Origin of the sequence: Rhodococcus sp. 11-3 (genome assembly GCF_023704055.1) — a bacterium.
Classification (GTDB): Bacteria; Actinomycetota; Actinomycetes; order Mycobacteriales; family Mycobacteriaceae; genus Rhodococcus; species Rhodococcus aetherivorans.
Genome location: NZ_CP080406.1, coordinates 5819843 through 5837180 on the forward strand (window position 1 = coordinate 5819843; position 17338 = coordinate 5837180).

Below are 17338 nucleotides of genomic sequence, written 5' to 3' on the forward strand. Positions count from 1 at the left end.
CTCGGCAGCCCTGAACTCGGCAGCCCTGAACTCGGCAGCCCTGAGCCCGGCAGCACCGGCCTCAGGGCACCCCGGGCCGGGACTGGGCACTTACCCGGGGCGCCCGAGGCCGGATTGTGACTACGCTCACAGGTAAGCCACACCTCATTGAGGTAAGGTTTGGTGAACCTAAGTAGTACGTCCAGGAGGGTCTCGATGATCGTCTGCAGCTGCCACGCTCTCTCGCACCGGCACATCGAGGCCCACATCGCTGCCGGGGCGCGCTGCACCCGCGAGATCGGCGCGGCCTGCCGCGCCGGCACCGACTGCGGACGGTGCGTCCGAAATATCTCGGCGATCGTTCGCGCATCCCGCGAGCGGGATGAGAGGATCGAACTCGAGACCGCCGTCTAGACCCCTACCCGGCGGTCGATCCGCGTTCGGTCCCCGGGAGGCGCCATGAAGGGCGACAAGAAGGTCATCGAGTACCTCAACGAGCAGCTCACCGCCGAGCTCACGGCGATCAACCAGTATTTCCTGCACTCGAAGATGCAGGACAACAACGGCTGGACCAAGCTCGCCGCGCACACCCGCGCCGAATCCTTCGAGGAGATGCGGCACGCCGAAACCCTCACCGACCGGATCCTGTTCCTCGAGGGCCTGCCCAACTACCAGCGGCTCGGCACGCTGCGGCTCGGCGAGACGGTCAAGGAGATGTTCGAGGCCGACCTGCAGGTCGAGATCGAGGCCCGCGACCGCCTCCGCAAGGGCTCCGAGTACATGCGCTCGGTCAGCGACATCACCTCGGCCCGCATCTTCGAGGAGATCCTCGCGAACGAGGAAGAACACATCGACTACCTGGAGACCCAGCTGGGCCTGCTCGAGCAGCTCGGCGAAGCCCTCTACATCTCCGTGCACGTATCGCCGCCGGAGTGAGCGAGGCGCGCGTCCCGATCGACAAGCAGACCCGCCCGGTGTACCGGGCGCAGATCGAGGTAGCCAAAGCGATCCGCCAGGCCACGGCCGACGCCGGACTCGAGCGTCGGCTCGTGGAGCTGGTGAACGTACGCGTCTCCCAGATGAACGGCTGCGCCTACTGCCTGGACGTGCACGTCCGGGACGCCCTGCGCGAGGGCGAGACCACCCAGCGACTCGCGGTGCTGCGGGCCTGGCGGGAGACGGACCTGTTCACCGAGCAGGAGCAGGCCGCTCTCGCCCTCGCCGAGTCGATCACCACGCTGCCCGACAGTCACCTGCAGGACCGGGACTACGACTTCGCGCGCGCCCGGCTCACCGAGGACGAACTCTCCGCGATCGCGTGGGTTGCCGTGGCGATGAACGCGTTCAACCGGATCTCCATCGTCAGCCGGCACCCGGTACGTCCCCCGCAACAGTGACGGCCGAATTGATTTCCTGAGCAACCACCCGGTTATTCTCGACGGATGACGAAGACCCGGTGGCTCAGCGACGACGAGCAGCGCACCTGGCGCGCCTACCTCGACAGCACCCGGCTGCTGATGAGCGCCCTGGACAAGCAGCTCACCCAGGACTCCGGGATGTCCCTCACCGACTACGAACTGCTGGTCGCCCTCTCGGAGGCCCCCGGCCGGCGGCTGCGCATGCGCGCCCTCGCCGACGCCGTCGTCACGACCCGCAGCGGCGTCACCCGCGCGATCAGCCGCCTCGTCGACGCCGGCTGGGTGCAACGCGTCGAATGCGACGAGGACAAGCGCGGCATGCTGGCCGAACTCACCGAGGCCGGCGCCGCGAAGCTGGCCCAGGCCAGCCCCGGACACGTCGAGGCCGTACGCTCCTACGTGTTCGACCTGCTCAGCCCTCAGGACGTGACCCGCTTCGGTGACACGTACACCGCGATGCGCGCGCACCTGCTCGACAACACCTGAACAGCCGGAGGAATGCCATGAGCGACCCGTCCGTCGTCGCCGTCCACAATCCGCAGCAACAGCGCTACGAACTGCGCGACGGCGACACCGTCGTCGGCTACACCCAGTACCACCCCGACGGCGACGTTCAACTCGTGTTCGACCACACCGAGGTCGACCGCGCCTACTCGGGCCAGGGCCTGTCGAGCACGCTGGTGCGGTTCGCGCTCGACGACGTGCGTGCCCGCGGCAAGCGGGTGGTGGCGATCTGCCCGTTCGTCGACGGCTTCATCGACAAGCACCCCGAATACAAGGATCTCGCCGACTGAGACCGGGACACGGCCGCATGCCGACTCCGCCGGATCCCTCCGCCGTCGCGGCCACCCTGCGGCGCGCGGGTTGCGTGTTCGCGGAGGAGGAGGCGCGGCTGCTCGTCGAGGCCGCCGGCACGCCCGGTGAGCTCGCCGGCATGGTGGATCGGCGCGCCGCCGGCGAGCCGCTCGAGCACATCCTCGGCTGGACCGAGTTCCACGGCCTGCGCATCCTCCTGGACCCCCGGGTGTTCGTGCCGCGCCGGCGCAGCGAATTCCTCGTCGATCGCGCCGTCGCTCTCGCCGTGCCCGGCGCCGTCGTCGTCGACCTGTGCTGCGGCTCGGGGGCCCTGGGTGCCGCGGTGGCGACGGCCGTTGCCGGGGTGGACCTGCATGCGACGGACCTCGATCCCGCCGCGGTGCGGTGCGCGGGCCGCAACGTCGCCGCGCTCGGCGGCCGGGTGTACGAGGGCGACCTCTACGACCCGCTCCCCGAGGTGCTGCGCGGACGCGTCCACCTCTTGCTGGCGAACGTGCCGTACGTACCGACCGCGGACCTGGCGCTGCTGCCCGCCGAGGCCCGGGACCACGAGGACCGCATCGCCCTCGACGGGGGCGCCGACGGCCTCGACGTGCTGCGGCGGGTGGCCGCGACGGCCGGGCGATGGCTGGCACCGGGCGGGCACCTGCTGGTCGAATCGAGCGAGCGGCAGGCCGCCGGGATCGCCGAGTGCTTCGCCCGCAGCGGGCTGATCCCGCAGGTGGTACACAGCGACGACGCGTTCGCGACCGTCGTCGTCGGCACCGCTCCGCGCTGATCGTCCCGGCTCACCCGACGTGCGCGGCCCGGTGCCGGCGCACGGCGTCGCGGTTCGCGCACCGCGGCGAGCAGTACCGCTGCCGCCCGTTGCGGGAGGTGTCCGCGTAGACGTGGTCGCACTCGTCGAGGGCGCAGCGGCCGAGGCGGTGCATGCCCCGGCCCACCAGGTGCAGGGCCGTTCCCACGGAGACGAGGGCCTCGACGACACCGGCGAGGGAATGCTGGTCGTCCCGGTAGTGCAGGTGCCAGCCGTCGCCGGCGTGGTTCGTCATGCGCGGGTACGCCGATGCGGCGGCAAGCATCTCGTTGACCAGCGCGGCGCGCTCGGCGTCCCCGGTCGCGTCGACGACGCGGCACCAGCGTCCGAGCATCGCGCCGACGCCGAGCAGGTCGTCGGCACCGACCGGGAAGTCGATCACCAGGCCCGCCTCGACGCAGCGCTGCACCAGCGCGTCGACGGTCACGGGTGGGTCGTTCACCAGATCCGCGGCGAGCCGCACGGCATATTCGCCGTAAGGGTTGAGATGCACAATGCCATTACATCACGCTGGGTGGCATGCAGACATCCCATCGCCACCACTGGACCGAGGTCTCCCGCCACCCGACGAGCGAAGGGGTGGTGCACTACCAGCGCTGCGCGTGCGGCCGCTGGCACATGGTCGCGACGCCCCTCGTCTCCGATCCGATCGGCGTGTCGGCGACGGTCCCGGTCACCCCGCGACCGTGAAACCCGGCGCCCCGCGGAGGACAATCGCCTCCATGACCGAGCGCAAGCGGCCGGACATCACCTTCGAGTCGTGGATCGAACGTCAGATCCGCGTCGCGCAGGAGCGGGGCGACTTCGACAACCTCAGGGGAGCCGGCAAACCCATCCCGCATCGCAGCGACGACGAGCTGTGGTGGGTGAAGGACTATCTGCGCCGGGAAGGACTGTCGACCGAGGCGTTGCTGCCGCCCCCGCTGCAACTGCGCAAGGAGATCGAGCGGTTGCGCAGCACCGTGCTCGACGTGCCCTCCGAGCCGGCGGTGCGGCAGATCGTCCGGGAGCTGAACCGGCGGATCGTGGACTGCCTGCGCGCACCGAGCGGCCCCCTGGTCCCCATCCACAGGGTCGACCCGGAGGAGGTGGTCCGGCAGTGGGCCGCGGACCGGGCGGAACTGCGGTCGAAACGCGCCGAGCGGGCCGCGGCAGCGGCCGCCGTGCTGCGCGAGTACGCCCCCGAGCCGCCGCGTCGGCGCTGGTGGCACCGAGTCCTGGGAATCCGGTCCGCCGGAACCTGAGGCGCAGAGCGGCGACGAGTTCGCTCCCCCGAATCCGCACGACCGCACAGCCGCGCGGTCCACAGCCGTCCGCGACCACCATTCGCTGATTGTCGGGGCGTTCGTCGGTTCGTGTCGCGGAGACGAAAGTGCAGTCCCGGTCGGCGTACCCGTTGCCAGCAGACTGCCAGGAACGTCCCAAGGTTCCTCGAGCGTCACCGGCTGTACTGGTGTCGTTCGCATCGCGTTCACCGCACAGCGGTTCGCCGACGAGAGGCCGGTTCCATGGGAGTGTTCGACCGATTCCGCACGTCCTCCGCGAAGGGCACGCACCGGGCGGAGGACGTCCCCACCGCACCGACCGGCTACCAGCAGACCGCCGGCAGGCTGCACGCCTTCAACCGCTACGAGATCAAATACTTCGTCGACGAGATGAAGGTCCCCGAACTGCGGCGGGAACTCGCGGCGCGGATGGACACCGATCCGTATTCGCCCCACGGCGGGTACCCGGTCACCTCGCTCTACTACGACACGCCGGACCTGCGGTTCTACTGGGAGAAGATCGAGGGCCTGCGGTTCCGGCGCAAGCTGCGGATGCGCCTGTACGGCAACCCTTCCGAATGCACCGACGACACGCCGGTGCACATCGAGATCAAGCAGCGCGTCAACCGCGTCACCCAGAAACGGCGCATCGCAGTGCCGTACGGGAACGCGCGACGCTGGCTCGACGGACGGCAGGAGATCGACTGCGAACCCTCGCAACGCCCGTTCGCCCACGAGGTGACGACGCTGATCGGCAACCTCGACCTGCGGCCGATCGTGACCACCGGCTACCTGCGGGAGGCGTTCGTCGGCCGCGAGGCCGACCTCGGCCTGCGAGTGACGATCGACCACAAGGTGCACGGCCGCGACCGCGACTTCCACTTCGCCTCGGGAGCACAGAACCGGTTCGTCGTCCCGCCGAGGCTGGCGATCGTCGAACTGAAGGCCAACGAACGCGTTCCGTACTGGGCGACCGATCTGACCGCCCGGCTGGACATGTCGGTCGTCCGCGTCTCGAAGTACTGCCAGTCCGTCGAGGCGTTCGGCCTCGCTCCGCGCTCCCGGATGGGCGCCCCCGAACTCGTTCTGCCGCAAGGCTTCGACGACCGTGTGCCGACCGGTCTCTTCGAGACCTCGACGATGGCGCGCTGACCGCCGCACCGTCTGCCCGCGTCCCCCGCACGGGCGCCGTTCCCGTCCCTACACCGAACCAGGACCATCATGAATTTCGACCTGCAAGACCTCAGCGGGACGTTCACGACGTTCGACATCATCGTGTCGCTGTCGCTGTCGTTCGTGCTCGCCTCGATCATCGGCTGGGTCTACCGCCACACCCACAGGAACGTCTCCTACAGCCAGTCCTACGTGCAGACCCTCGTGCTGGTCGGCATGGTGATCTCGCTGATCATGCTGGTCGTCGGCTCCAACATCGCCCGCGCGTTCGCACTCGTCGGCGCCCTGTCGGTGGTTCGATTCCGCAACGCCATCAAGGAAACTCGCGATGTAGGCTTCATCTTCCTGGTGATGGCCGTCGGCATGACGACCGGCACCCGCTTCTACCTGCTGGCGATCGCCGCGACGATCGCGATCTGCCTGGTGCTGCTGATCATGAACAAGTTCAACTGGTTCAAGCTCGACGTCCAGCGTCAGGTCGTGAAGGTGCAGGTGCCGCCGGAGCAGGAGTACAACGCGCTGGTCGAGGACGTGCTCATCCGGTACTGCTCCGAGTTCGAACTGGTCTCCACCGAATCCGTTCGCTCCGGTGCGCTGACCGAGCTGTACTACACCGCGCAGCTGAAGAAGGGCACGAAGCCGAACGAGCTGATCTCGGCCCTGAGTGCGGTCAACACCGGCCAGCGGGTGACCGTCCTGACCGGATACGACCAGACGGACATCTGATGGACGACACACCCACCGCCGGACAGTCGCCGCCGCGGCGCCGGCTCCGGCACCGGGTCCCGACGTCGCTGCGCCGGCACTGGAAACTCCTGGCTGTGTTCGTCGCGTTCGTGACGATCCTGGCGACCGTGTTCGGGGCGACCCGCATCCGCCCGTACATCACCGGCGACCCGACGATCATCGCCTCGGAGATCACCGACAACATCACCGGCACGGTGGACCTGTTCGACGCCTCGGTCCCGCACGAACTGTCGGTCGAGATCACCGACGCGGAATACGACGAGATGATCACCGCCTTCCAGAGCACCGGCGAGAAGAAGTGGGTCACCGCCGATGTCACCATCGACGGCACGCTGATCACCGACGTCTCGGTGCGGTTGAAGGGCAACTCCACCCTCATGGGCGTGCGCGGCGAGGACGCCGGGCCCGGCGGCGAGGGCTTCGAGCCCCCGGAGGGGATGGAGCTGCCCGACGGATTCGATCCGGCGGCCATGGGCGGCCCGGGCGGCATGTCGCAGGCGTCCGAGGACGATCCGACGTCGCTGCCGCTGCTCATCAGCTTCGACGAGAACGCCGGCGGCCGCGCCTACCAGGGCATGACCGAAATCTCGGTGCGTCCCGGCTCGCCCGTGCTCAACGAGGCGATGGCCCTGTCGCTGACCGCGGAGACCGGGCAGCCGACGCAGCGCTACGCGTACACGGTCTATTCGGTCAACGACAGCGCCACCACCACGCGCCTGCTGCTCGAACACCCCGACGACACGTATGCGAACTCCCTGTTCGACTCCGACGGCTACCTGTACAAGGCGGACGCGTCGTCGCGGTTCGAGTACATCGGCGACGACCAGTCGGACTACGCCGACCAGTTCGAGCAGATCAATGCGGTCGGGACGGGGAACCTGCAGCCGGTCGTCAGCTTCCTGAAATGGCTGGACTCGGCGAGCGACGAGGAGTTCGGCGCACACCTGTCGGAGTGGGTGGACGTGGACTCGTTCGCGCGGTACGTCGCCACGCAGAACCTGCTCGTCAACGGTGACGACATGAGCGGGCCGGGCCAGAACTACTACCTCTGGTACGACCTGCAGACGGGCAAGCTCTCCGTCGTGTCCTGGGACCTGAACCTGGCCATGCAAGGCGATGTCACCACCGGCCCGCACGACACCGTCTCGATGACACCCGGCGCGATGGGCGGCCCCGGGCAGGGCGAGGCCGGCACCGCGGCGGCCGACCCCGGCACCATGCCCCAGCCGCGTGGGATGCTGCCTCCGGGCGCAGCTGCACCGCAGGGCGGGCAGGGGGCAGGCCGGGTGCAGTCCGGCAACAGCCTGAAGACACGGTTCCTCGAATCCGACGCCTTCACCCAGGTCTACGAGGACGCCTACCGGGACCTCCACGAACAGATGTACGGCAGCGGACGCGCCATCGAGGTGCTCGACACCCTGGTCTCGACCGTCCCTGTCAGCGACGCACTCCCGGCCGCTTCCCTCCAGTCGAGCGCGGACTCGATGCGGTCCTGGATCGAACAGCGCACCGCTGCGCTCGCGGAGCTGCGTGACAGCTGAGCTGCGTGACAGTCGACCGGACGAGGCGCGAGCGCCGGGCGCGAGGTGCGGCCCGGTTTCACAGCCGGACCTCAGGAAGGACTCAGCGTCGGCCCAGTCCCTGCCGGCATCCTGGAGACGGCAGAATCGATCACGAATCTGCCCGCAGGGAAAGGAATCGTCATAACCACCTCAGCCCCGACGGTCCCCCACCCGGGACACCCGTCCGGGCGCGACACCGGTGCCGTCTTCCTGATGACCGGTGGCGTTCCCGGAGCGGGTAAGAGCACCCTGCTTCGCCGGATCGAGCACGACATCCCGGGTCTGACCGTTCTCGATCCGGAGCGCCGGGCCGAACGCCTCGCCGCCGCGCTTCCGCCGGGCCTGCCGTATCGCTGGTATCGGCCACTGGTCCATCTCATGCACACCCTCGACGTGGTGCGCACCCTCCTGGCCGGACCGCACCGGAGCGAAGGACCTGTGGCCGTTCACGACACCGCCACGCGCAGGCGCCGACGCGACTGGACGGCCCGCCTGGCACGGCGTCGAGGCTGGACGCCGGTGCTGGTCTTCCTCGACGTGCCCCGCGATGTCGCGCGGGCCGGACAGCACGCTCGCGGGCGCGTGGTGAACGAGTCGTCGTTCGCGCGGCACTGGCATCGGTGGACGGCTCTGCGACCGCACCTCACCCGCGAGGACGACGCCCCGGCCGGGGGTCCGTGGGACCACGTCGTCGTCACCACTCGCGACGATGCGAAGAGCCGGGTGTTCGGATTGCTGACGCAGGACGGGACGGACCGCTGCGCACTCGGCGGCGGATCCCCGTGCGCGCAGTGACGATCTCCGGTACGCAGTGACGATCTCCGGCACCGCAGTGGCATCGGCACCTCGGTGACCGGTGTCCCCGACACGTGTCGGGTTCACCGAAGGCGCACTTCCCAGCAGATCCACGGCTCACTCCCATGGACGCCCGAGGGTCGTCCGGTTGTGTGGGTGCGTGAACAGACGCGATGCGTCATGCCCCAGCAAGGAAGGCACGACTCGATGACAACTCCCACCCAGGCCGTCGATACCGCCGCCGCACGCGGGAATCGGCCGGACTCCGTATGCGAGAGGGACGGTCCGGAGCTGCGCGTGCTGCGCTGCGAGCGGCAGCACGTCGACGCGCTGCTCTCGACGCTCACCCGCAGGCAACGCGAAATCCTGCGCCTGCGGGTGGTCGAGGGGTTGTCTGTGGAGGAGTCCGCCGCCGTCCTGCGGACGACGCCCGGCGCCGTTCGTGTGGGTCAGCATCGCGCGTTGTCCCGCCTTCGGGCGGCGCTGGCCGACCCCGCGCGCATGGGCGCCGTCACGGGGCCGGGCGACTCCCGGCCTCGGCCTCGGCGGGGTGCGGTCGCGCGCCTGCCGCGTGCGTCAGCTGTTCCTCCGTGACCGCCTCACCGCGGGCGACCATGCCCGCCTCGTGCGACAGCGGGATCTGCCGCAGGAAGCACGCGATGACGAAGGCCACCAACAGGAATGGGATCAGGTACCAGAACACCGGTGCGAGGGAGTCGGCGTAGGCGTCGACCACGCCGGTGCGCACGGAGTCCGGCAGCTGGTTCAGGGCCGCGGGATCGAGCGTCGCCGTCGCCTGGCCGGCCTGCTCCGGGGAGGCCCCGGCTCCGGTGAACACGGCGGTGAGCTTCTCGGCCAGCCGGTTGGTGAAGATCGTGCCGAAGACCGCCACGCCGAGGGACGCGCCCACCTCCCGGAAGTAGTTGTTGGTGCTGGTCGCGGTCCCGATCTCGGTGGGCGGCACGGCGTTCTGCACCACGAGAACGACCACCTGCATGATCAGACCCAGGCCGAGGCCGAGGGTGAACAGCATCGTGCAGATCAGCCACAGCGGCGTGCTGCCTTCGAGGGTGGTCAGCCACAACATCGCGGCGGCCGTGACGAGGGCACCGGCGATGGGATACGCCTTGTAGTGACCGGTTTTCGTGATTGCGATGCCGGAGGCGATCGAGGTGGCCATCAGGCCGGCCATCATCGGGATCATCAGAAGGCCGGAGACCGCGGCCGAGGTGCCGGACGACATCTGCAGGAACGTCGGCATGAAGGCCAGCGCCGCGAACATGCCGAGGCCCACGGTGAAGCCGATCGCGGTGGCGTTGACGAAGATCGGATTGCGGAACAGCGACAGCGGGATGATCGGATCCTCGGCGCGGGACTCGACGAGGACGAAAAGGCTTGCCGCGACGAGCACTCCGACGGCGAGCGCGAGGGTCAGCGGATCCGTCCAGCCCCGGTCGCCACCGAAGTCCGTGAACAGGATCAGGCACGTGGTGGCGGCCGAGAGGGTGAGCACGCCGAGGAAGTCGACCTTCTTCTCGGGCCGCTTCGTGGGCAGCGTGAGGGTGAACCAGGCGATCGCGAAGGCGAGCACGCCGACGGGCAGGTTGATGTAGAAGGCCCAGTGCCAGGTCAGGTGGTCGACGAAGAAGCCGCCGAGCAGGGGGCCGGCGACGGCGGCCACACCGAAGACCGCACCGAGCGGACCCAGGTACTTGCCACGCTGGTCGGCCGGGACGATGTCGGCGATGATGGCCTGGGAGAGGATCATCAGGCCGCCGCCGCCGAGGCCCTGCATCGCGCGGAAGATCACGAACCACCAGAAGTCGGTGGCGAAGGCACAGCCGGCGGAGGCGAGGGTGAACACCGCGATGGCGACGAGGAAGAGGGTGCGGCGGCCGAACACGTCGCCGAACTTTCCGTAGATCGGCATCACGATGGTGGTCGCCAGCAGGTAGGCGGTGGTGATCCAGGCCTGGTGTTCGACGCCGCCGAGCTGCCCGACGATGGTCGGCATCGCGGTGGAGACGATGGTCTGGTCGAGGCTCGACAGCAGCATGCCGGCGATCAGCGCGGAGAAGATGAGCCAGATCCGGCGCTGCGTGAGCACCAACGGTGGTGCCGCGGGCCGGGACGACGTTGCGGTCACGGGTTTCCTGCCGTTTCGATGGGGTCGAGCCGCTGTCCGAACAGTCGCCGGACGATGTCGAGGTTGCGGAGCAGCAGCTCCGCGAAGGGTCGATCGGTGTCGTCGCCGAAGAACTCGTCGGCGGTGTGCCGGGTGATGTCGGCGAGCGCGTAGACGACGGTCCGCGGCAGCGGATCGTCGGGAGGCAGGTTCTCTCTCCGGGCGACGACCTCGGCGAACCGCCGGAGCTGGGCCTCGCCGTTGTGCAGGATGCGGGGCAGTAGCTGCGGCTCGCGGTGGATGATGTCGTGGTACTGCTTCGCGTGCTCGCGGGTGAAGTCGGTGCGCCCGATCTGGGTGAGGATCACCGCGACGAGGTCCTGGAGCAGCGTGGGGGAGATGCCGTCCCCGTCGTGCCGCCCGGCGGCCACGAAGGCGTCCTCCTCCTCGGGGGTCAGGCTGAGCGGGGGCTCGCCGAGGACCGCGTCCTCCTTGGACGGGAAGTAGTTGAAGAAGGTGCGCCGGGAGATCTCCACCCGCTCGCAGAGTTCCTCCACGGTGAACCCGGCAAGACCATGTCGGGCGGTGAGCGCGCGCGCCTCGCCGACGAGTGCGGCTCTGGTGCGCTCCATCCGGCGGTTCCGCCGCCCGGACGGAGTTGTTGCACTTTCATCCATAGAGTGCATGATTGCACCATTGTCCCGAGAGTGCAAAGAAGCCTGGTGTCTGCGGGCGACTATGGGACGTTATGGTCATTTATGGAGAACTTCAGATAGAACTCCATAAGTCTCTATACTCGCCCCATGGACCTCGAGCTCAATCCGTTCAAGCCCGGCTCCGGACTCCGGCCGCCGGCGCTCGAGGGGCGCGACGAGCAGATCGGGGCGTTCGAACTCCTGGTCGCCCGCAGCAAACGGCAGAACTACGACCGTGGCCCGATCCTGTCGGGACTGCGCGGGGTCGGGAAGACGACCCTGCTCAACACCCTCGTCGAGCACGCCGACCGGCAGGGATGGCTCACCATCGCCATCGAGGCCCGCCCCAGCGAGGCCGGCACCACCGCGGTCCGCGCCAAGCTCTCCCAGGAGCTGACGGTCGGACTGCGCCGCTACAGCCGCAAGCACCGGATCCAGCACGCGATCGACCCGCTCATCGACCTCGCCCGCGGCTTCTCCCTCGGCCTCGGCCTCGGCCCGGCGACCGCAAGCTTCTCCCTCGACCAGCGTCCGGCAGCCAGTGGCGACATCGATCTCGACCTCGAGGAACTCGTCGAAGCGATCACCGCCGAACTGCGGCCCAGATCCAGCGCATTCGGGTTGTTCATCGACGAGATGCAGGACCTCGACTCCGATCTGCTGTCGGCGCTGCTCGCCGTCCAGCACCGGGCGAGCCAGCGCGAATGGCCGTTCTTCCTCATCGGCGCCGGACTACCCAATCTTCCCGCGGTGCTGGCCGGCAACCGCTCGTACGCGGAGCGACAGTTCCTCTACAGCACCATCGGCCCCCTCACCCCGGCGGCCGCAGCCGACGCCCTGCGCATCCCGGTACGCCGTCAGGGCGGGGACTTCACCGACGACGCGCTCGCCGTGCTCGTCCAGGCCAGCGGCGGTTACCCGTACTTCCTCCAGGAGTACGGGAAGGCGATCTGGAACATCGCTCCACACAGCCCCTTTCAGCTCGAGGATGCCGAACTCGCCGTCGAGGTGGGCCGGCGTCACCTCGACGAGGGATTCTTCCCGTCGCGCTGGAACCGGGCGACCGACCGCGAGCGCCGTTACCTCACCGCGCTCGCCGCCACCGGCGAGGAGACCCCGCGGTCCGGGAAGGTCGCCCAGCTGATGGGCTCGACCGCCACCGGTGTCAGCGACGTCCGCAACTCGGCCATCCGCAAGGGCCTGATCTGGGCACCGGAGCACGGTCGCATCGCCTTCACCGTCCCGGGTATGGCCGACTTCATCCGCCGTCAACCGGCGGAGTAGCCGGATCAGCGGCCCCGCTCGGCCACCATCCGGTCCACGGCGCGCACGCTGAGCACCTGGTCGAGAGCCATGGAGGCGCAGCCGATCATCCCGGAGCGATCGCCGTGCGACCAGGGCAGGATCTGCAGGGCGCGGGTGGCCACGGACACCGCGTCGCGATAGAGGGTTTCGCGCAGTCCGGCGACGAACACGTCGTAGGCCTCGGCCATGTCGCCACCCACGACGAGCACCGCCGGGTCGAGGAGGTTGACGGCACCGGCGATCACCTCACCGATCCGCCGGCCGCTGTCCCGGATCATGCGGCGCGCCTCCGCATCCCCGCCGACGGCGAGGGCTACGACGTCGCGGATGTGGGTCACGTCCCGGCCCTGCTCCTGCAGGTCGCGGACCAGGGCCCAGCCCCCGGCGATCGCCTCGACGCAGCCGACGTCGCCGCAGCGGCACAGGACGCCCTGCGCGGCGGCGGTCTTGGTGTGCCCGATCTCGCCGGCCGCGCCCACCGCGCCGCGCTGCAGCACACCGCCCGACACGATGCCCGCACCGAGGCCCGTGGACGCCTTGATGAGGAGCATGTCATCGAATTTCCGTCGTTCGCCGAGCCTTTCGGCGAGCACCATGACGTTCGCGTCGTTGTCGACGAACACCGGCGCCGCACCGAGGCCGGCGAGGAAGGGCTGCAGCTCGACACCGTCCCAGCCGGCCATCATCGGCGAGTCGAGGCTGCAGCCGCGGACCGTGTCCACCGTGCCCGGCAGGCTCACCCCGATGCCGACGGTGCGGGGCGCGCCGGGACCGAGCGCGTCGCGCAGGTCGGCGAGGTGCGCGGCGATCTTCGGCATCAGCTCGCCCGGGCTCGCCCCGATCTCCTGCTCGAGGTCCTCGGTCCGGAGCAGTTCCCCGGCGAGATCGCAGACGGCGAGCTGGGTGCGGCTGCGGCCGATCGCGCCGACGAGCACGATGCCCGCGCCGGCCCCGAAGGTGAGGGTGAGCGGTGGCCGCCCACCGGTGGAGGGCCCCTCCTCCGTTTCGACGACGAGGCCGAGGTCCTGGAGTGCCGCGACCCGGGCGGCGACGGCGGTGCGGGAGAGCCCGGTGTGGTGCCCGATCTCGCTTCGGGTGGTCGCGGCGCCGGCGCGGACGAGGGCGAAGACCTCGCCCGCTGTGGCGGGCGCGCTGGAGGATCGGCTCATACCGCCATTGAACCAAGGAACCGCACCCGAGAGCGCCTCGTGCAGCCGCGGCGTGCTGCGTCGAACCGGACTTTGTTCTTAGAAATGCGTAAGTTTGTTGTTTCAGTGCGGAAGATGTTCTACGGTTGCCAGTGACAGCCCTCACCCCCTCATTCGGGAGGACAAGCCATGTCACCCGCCTCTCCCTGTACCGTCGTCGTCTTCGGCGGCACCGGCGACCTCGCCGTCCGTAAGCTCCTGCCCGCCCTCTACCTGCGCGATCACGACGGCCAGTTGCCGCCCGGCAGCCGGATCGTCGGCGCCGCGCGCGCCGGCCTCGACACCGACGGCTACCGCGACAAGGTCCGCGGCGAGCTCGCACGCTTCGTACCCGCCCACCTGCTGGATGCCGGCACCCTCACGCGGTTCCTGGACCGCCTCGACTACGTGAGCGTCGACTTCGCAGGCGGAGACGACTGGTCCGCCCTGCGCGACGTCCTGGCCCCGGACTCCGTGCGCGTGTTCTACCTCGCTTGCGCCCCTTCGCTGTTCGGGCCGATCTCCCATCACCTCGCCCGGCACGGACTCGTCGAGCCGACGTCGCGGGTGGTGCTCGAGAAGCCCATCGGCCGCGACCTCGCGTCCGCCCGCGCGATCAACGACGCGGTCGGCGAGGTGTTCGACGAGTCGCAGATCTTCCGCATCGACCACTACCTCGGCAAGGAGAGTGTCCAGAACCTGCTGGTCACCCGGTTCGCCAACACCCTGCTCGAGCCGCTGTGGAACTCGACGTGGATCGACCACGTGCAGATCACCGTCTCCGAATCCCTCGGCGTGGGCACCCGCGGCGGCTACTACGACACCTCCGGGGCGCTGCGCGACATGCTGCAGAACCACCTGCTGCAGGTGCTGTGCCTGGTGGCGATGGAACCGCCGACGGTCGTCGACCGCGAGACCGTGCGCGACGAGAAACTCAAGGTGCTGCAGGCACTGCGGCCGATGACGCCCGACGACGTCGAAAGATTCACCGTCACCGGGCAATACGGACCCGGATTGGTCGACGGCGGTGCCGTGCCCGGGTATCGCGACGAGGTGGAGAACCCGGACAGCCGCACCGAGACCTTCGTCGCGGTGCGCGCGGAGGTGCGCAACTGGCGCTGGGCCGGCGTGCCGTTCTACCTGCGCACCGGCAAGCGTCTCGAGAAGCGCAGTTCCGAGATCGTGGTGCAGTTCAAGGACGTTCCGCACCCGATGTTCCCCCGGGCCGAGGGCGCCACCGAACCCAATCGCCTGGTGATCCGGCTGCAGCCCGACGAGGGCATCTGCCTGCACATGACCGCCAAGGAACCCGGGCCCGGCGGGATCCGCCTGCGTCCGGTGTCGCTGGATCTGAACTACGTGGACGCGTTCGACCGTCCGTCCCCCGACGCGTACGAGCGGCTGCTGATGGACGTGGTGCGGGGTGACCCGACCCTGTTCATGCGCCGCGACGAGGTCGAGACCGCGTGGGCATGGGTCGAGCCGATCCTGCAGACCTGGGACCGCACCGGCCGGGTGCCGCGCCGCTACCCGGCGGGTACGTCCGGCCCCACCGACGCGATCACCCTCATCGAGCGCGACGGCCGCGCCTGGTACGAAGGACCTTCCTCATGAGCCACGTCCATCCCGTTCTCGCCCGGGTCACCGACCGCATCGTCCGGCGCAGCCGGGCCGAGCGTGCCGCCTACCTCGAGCGGCTGCGCGCCGCCGCCGACAAGGGGCCTGCCCGCGGGCGCCTCGCGTGCGCCAACCTGGCCCACGGATTCGCCGCGGCCGAGCCCGCCGACAAGTCCGCGCTGCGCGGGCTGGTGAAGCCGAACATCGCGATCGTCTCGTCCTACAACGACATGCTCTCGGCGCACCGGCCCTTCGAGGAGTACCCGGCGCGGCTGAAGGCCGCGGTCCTCGAGGCAGGCGGCATCGCACAGTTCGCCGGCGGCGTCCCGGCCATGTGCGACGGCATCACCCAGGGCCGCGACGGCATGCAGCTGTCGCTGTTCAGCCGCGACGTCATCGCGATGTCCACCGCTATCGCGTTGTCGCACGACATGTTCGACGGCGCGCTCATGCTCGGGGTCTGCGACAAGATCGTCCCCGGCATGCTGATCGGCGCCCTGGGCTTCGGGCACCTGCCGACGGTGTTCGTCCCGGCCGGGCCGATGACGTCGGGGCTGCCCAACGGCGAGAAGGCCCGGGTGCGGCAGCTCTACGCGGAGGGCCGCGCCCGACGCGAAGACCTGCTCGAGGCCGAGGCCGCGTCCTATCACGGCGCCGGCACGTGCACGTTCTTCGGCACCGCGAACTCCAATCAGCTGCTGATGGAGGTGATGGGCCTGCACCTGCCCGGCGCGAGCTTCGTCAACCCGGGCACCGAGCTGCGGGACGCGCTCACCGACGAGGCCGCGCGCCGCGTCACCGGCCTCACCGCGCTCGGCTCCGCCTTCACCCCGGTCGGGGAGGTCGTCGACGAGCGGGCCGTCGTCAACGGCTGCGTCGCACTGCTCGCCACCGGCGGCTCCACCAATCACACGATGCACCTGGTGGCGATCGCGCGGGCCGCGGGCATCACGCTCACGTGGCGCGACCTGGCGGACCTGTCGGCCGTCGTGCCGCTGCTCGCCCGGATCTACCCCAACGGCGCGGCCGACGTGAACCACTTCCACGCCGCCGGCGGGCTCGGTGTCGTCGTCTCGGAACTGCTCTCGGCGGGCCTGCTGCACGACGACGTCACCACCGTCGCCGGCCCCGGTCTGCACCGGTACACGCAGGAGCCGCGGCTGCGCGACGGGACGCTGCAGTGGGAGGCCGGGCCGTCCGAGAGCCTGGACCGCACCGTGCTGCGCGGCGTCGTGGACCCGTTCGCCGTGGACGGCGGGCTCAAGGTGCTCGACGGCAACCTCGGCGAGGCCGTGCTCAAGGTGTCCGCGGTCGCCCCGGAGCACCACATCGTCACCGCGCCGGCCCGGGTGTTCGACGACCAGGCCGACTTCCTCACGGCCTTCGAGGCGGGCGAACTCGACCGCGACGTCGTGGCGGTGCTGCGTTACCAGGGCCCGCGCGCGAACGGAATGCCGGAGCTGCACAAGCTCACCCCCGCGCTGGGGGTGCTGCAGGACCGCGGGCGCCGGGTCGCGCTGGTGACCGACGGCCGGATGTCGGGCGCGTCCGGCAAGGTTCCCGCCGCCATCCACGTCACGCCCGAGGCCGCGGCCGGCGGCCCGCTCGCGCGCGTCCGCGACGGCGACCTGATCACCGTCGACGCCGTCGCCGGCTCGCTGTGCGTGCACCTGTCCGACGCCACACTCGCCGACCGCGTGGCGACCGGCCACGCCCCCACCGACGACGCCTGGACGGGCACGGGCCGGGAACTGTTCGCGGGCCTGCGGGCCGCCGTGGGCCCGGCCACCCTCGGCGCCAGCGTCTTCCAACCCAACCCCGCGTGAAGGAGACCCCG

20 protein-coding genes are annotated in these 17338 nt (G+C 69.8%); 16 read left to right on the forward strand and 4 right to left on the reverse strand.

Annotation, left to right across the window (positions count from 1 at the left end; translation table 11 throughout):
- Positions 1–195 precede the first annotated feature (195 nt).
- The 6 genes from KZJ41_RS26910 to KZJ41_RS26935 are packed head-to-tail and all read left to right on the forward strand — an operon-like array spanning position 196 to position 2991.
- Complete coding sequence (locus KZJ41_RS26910; RefSeq protein ID WP_006944063.1) at positions 196–393, forward strand: bacterioferritin-associated ferredoxin; 198 nt, start codon at positions 196–198, stop codon at positions 391–393.
- Between the two features lie 45 nt (positions 394–438).
- On the forward strand, positions 439–915 hold the full coding sequence (bfr, locus tag KZJ41_RS26915; protein WP_006944064.1) for a bacterioferritin: 477 nt from the start codon (positions 439–441) through the stop codon (positions 913–915).
- Positions 912–1376, forward strand: coding sequence for a carboxymuconolactone decarboxylase family protein (locus KZJ41_RS26920; protein WP_006944065.1), 465 nt, complete (start codon positions 912–914; stop codon positions 1374–1376). Before bfr ends, KZJ41_RS26920 begins: the two co-directional genes overlap by 4 nt.
- Before the next feature lie 45 nt (positions 1377–1421).
- Positions 1422–1883 (forward strand): MarR family winged helix-turn-helix transcriptional regulator, encoded by a 462-nt coding sequence (locus tag KZJ41_RS26925; RefSeq protein WP_006944066.1) that lies wholly within the window; start codon positions 1422–1424, stop codon positions 1881–1883.
- 17 nt (positions 1884–1900) lie between these two features.
- A complete protein-coding gene (locus KZJ41_RS26930) occupies positions 1901–2191 on the forward strand; it encodes a GNAT family N-acetyltransferase (protein ID WP_006944067.1) in 291 nt (96 codons plus the stop codon).
- 17 nt (positions 2192–2208) lie between these two features.
- The gene (locus KZJ41_RS26935) at positions 2209–2991 is read left to right on the forward strand and encodes a putative protein N(5)-glutamine methyltransferase (RefSeq protein WP_006944068.1); all 783 of its coding nucleotides are present in this window, start codon (positions 2209–2211) and stop codon (positions 2989–2991) included.
- 10 nt (positions 2992–3001) lie between these two features.
- Here the strand turns inward: KZJ41_RS26935 and KZJ41_RS26940 are convergent, their stop codons facing one another.
- Entirely contained in the window at positions 3002–3523 is a 522-nt protein-coding gene (locus KZJ41_RS26940; RefSeq protein WP_006944073.1) for a CGNR zinc finger domain-containing protein, read from the reverse strand.
- A gap of 26 nt (positions 3524–3549) precedes the next feature.
- Here KZJ41_RS26940 and KZJ41_RS26945 point away from each other — a divergent pair, with 26 nt between their 5' ends.
- The 7 genes from KZJ41_RS26945 to KZJ41_RS28535 all read left to right on the forward strand — a co-directional run bounded on the left by KZJ41_RS26945 (position 3550) and on the right by KZJ41_RS28535 (position 9166).
- Positions 3550–3720: a hypothetical protein gene (locus KZJ41_RS26945; RefSeq protein WP_006944075.1), complete on the forward strand. Its 171-nt coding sequence runs from the start codon at positions 3550–3552 to the stop codon at positions 3718–3720.
- A 32-nt stretch (positions 3721–3752) separates the two neighbouring features.
- Entirely contained in the window at positions 3753–4274 is a 522-nt protein-coding gene (locus KZJ41_RS26950) for a DUF1992 domain-containing protein (protein ID WP_006944077.1), read from the forward strand.
- A 264-nt stretch (positions 4275–4538) separates the two neighbouring features.
- A complete protein-coding gene (locus tag KZJ41_RS26955; protein WP_006944080.1) occupies positions 4539–5447 on the forward strand; it encodes a polyphosphate polymerase domain-containing protein in 909 nt (302 codons plus the stop codon).
- Between the two features lie 69 nt (positions 5448–5516).
- On the forward strand, positions 5517–6194 hold the full coding sequence (locus tag KZJ41_RS26960; protein WP_006944084.1) for a DUF4956 domain-containing protein: 678 nt from the start codon (positions 5517–5519) through the stop codon (positions 6192–6194).
- On the forward strand, positions 6194–7756 hold the full coding sequence (locus tag KZJ41_RS26965) for a CotH kinase family protein (protein WP_251549901.1): 1563 nt from the start codon (positions 6194–6196) through the stop codon (positions 7754–7756). Before KZJ41_RS26960 ends, KZJ41_RS26965 begins: the two co-directional genes overlap by 1 nt.
- Before the next feature lie 234 nt (positions 7757–7990).
- Positions 7991–8572, forward strand: a complete 582-nt coding sequence (locus KZJ41_RS26970; RefSeq protein WP_006944086.1) for an AAA family ATPase — start codon at positions 7991–7993, stop codon at positions 8570–8572.
- A 207-nt stretch (positions 8573–8779) separates the two neighbouring features.
- Positions 8780–9166, forward strand: a complete 387-nt coding sequence (locus KZJ41_RS28535) for a sigma factor-like helix-turn-helix DNA-binding protein (protein WP_044476360.1) — start codon at positions 8780–8782, stop codon at positions 9164–9166.
- Here KZJ41_RS28535 and KZJ41_RS26980 read toward each other — a convergent pair.
- Both KZJ41_RS26980 and KZJ41_RS26985 read right to left on the reverse strand, forming a co-directional pair.
- The gene (locus tag KZJ41_RS26980) at positions 9084–10718 is read right to left on the reverse strand and encodes an MDR family MFS transporter (protein ID WP_006944088.1); all 1635 of its coding nucleotides are present in this window, start codon (positions 10716–10718) and stop codon (positions 9084–9086) included. The two genes, KZJ41_RS28535 and KZJ41_RS26980, sit on opposite strands and share 83 nt — an antisense overlap.
- A complete protein-coding gene (locus tag KZJ41_RS26985) occupies positions 10715–11329 on the reverse strand; it encodes a TetR family transcriptional regulator (protein ID WP_006944090.1) in 615 nt (204 codons plus the stop codon). Before KZJ41_RS26985 ends, KZJ41_RS26980 begins: the two co-directional genes overlap by 4 nt.
- 171 nt (positions 11330–11500) lie before the next feature.
- Here KZJ41_RS26985 and KZJ41_RS26990 point away from each other — a divergent pair, with 171 nt between their 5' ends.
- Positions 11501–12676, forward strand: a complete 1176-nt coding sequence (locus KZJ41_RS26990; RefSeq protein WP_102800201.1) for an ATP-binding protein — start codon at positions 11501–11503, stop codon at positions 12674–12676.
- A 5-nt stretch (positions 12677–12681) separates the two neighbouring features.
- On the opposite strand, the gene KZJ41_RS26995 is transcribed toward KZJ41_RS26990, so the two are convergent.
- Entirely contained in the window at positions 12682–13866 is a 1185-nt protein-coding gene (locus KZJ41_RS26995; RefSeq protein WP_043799978.1) for an ROK family protein, read from the reverse strand.
- A gap of 168 nt (positions 13867–14034) precedes the next feature.
- On the opposite strand from KZJ41_RS26995, the gene zwf reads away from it, so the two are divergent.
- Together zwf and edd are read left to right on the forward strand one after the other, a co-directional pair.
- Positions 14035–15498 carry a glucose-6-phosphate dehydrogenase gene (gene zwf / locus KZJ41_RS27000; RefSeq protein ID WP_006944101.1) on the forward strand — a complete coding sequence of 488 codons (1464 nt, stop codon included), beginning with the start codon at positions 14035–14037 and terminating at the stop codon, positions 15496–15498.
- On the forward strand, positions 15495–17327 hold the full coding sequence (gene edd, locus KZJ41_RS27005) for a phosphogluconate dehydratase (RefSeq protein ID WP_029546631.1): 1833 nt from the start codon (positions 15495–15497) through the stop codon (positions 17325–17327). The genes zwf and edd overlap by 4 nt, the downstream gene beginning before the upstream one ends.
- Positions 17328–17338: the final 11 nt, after the last annotated feature.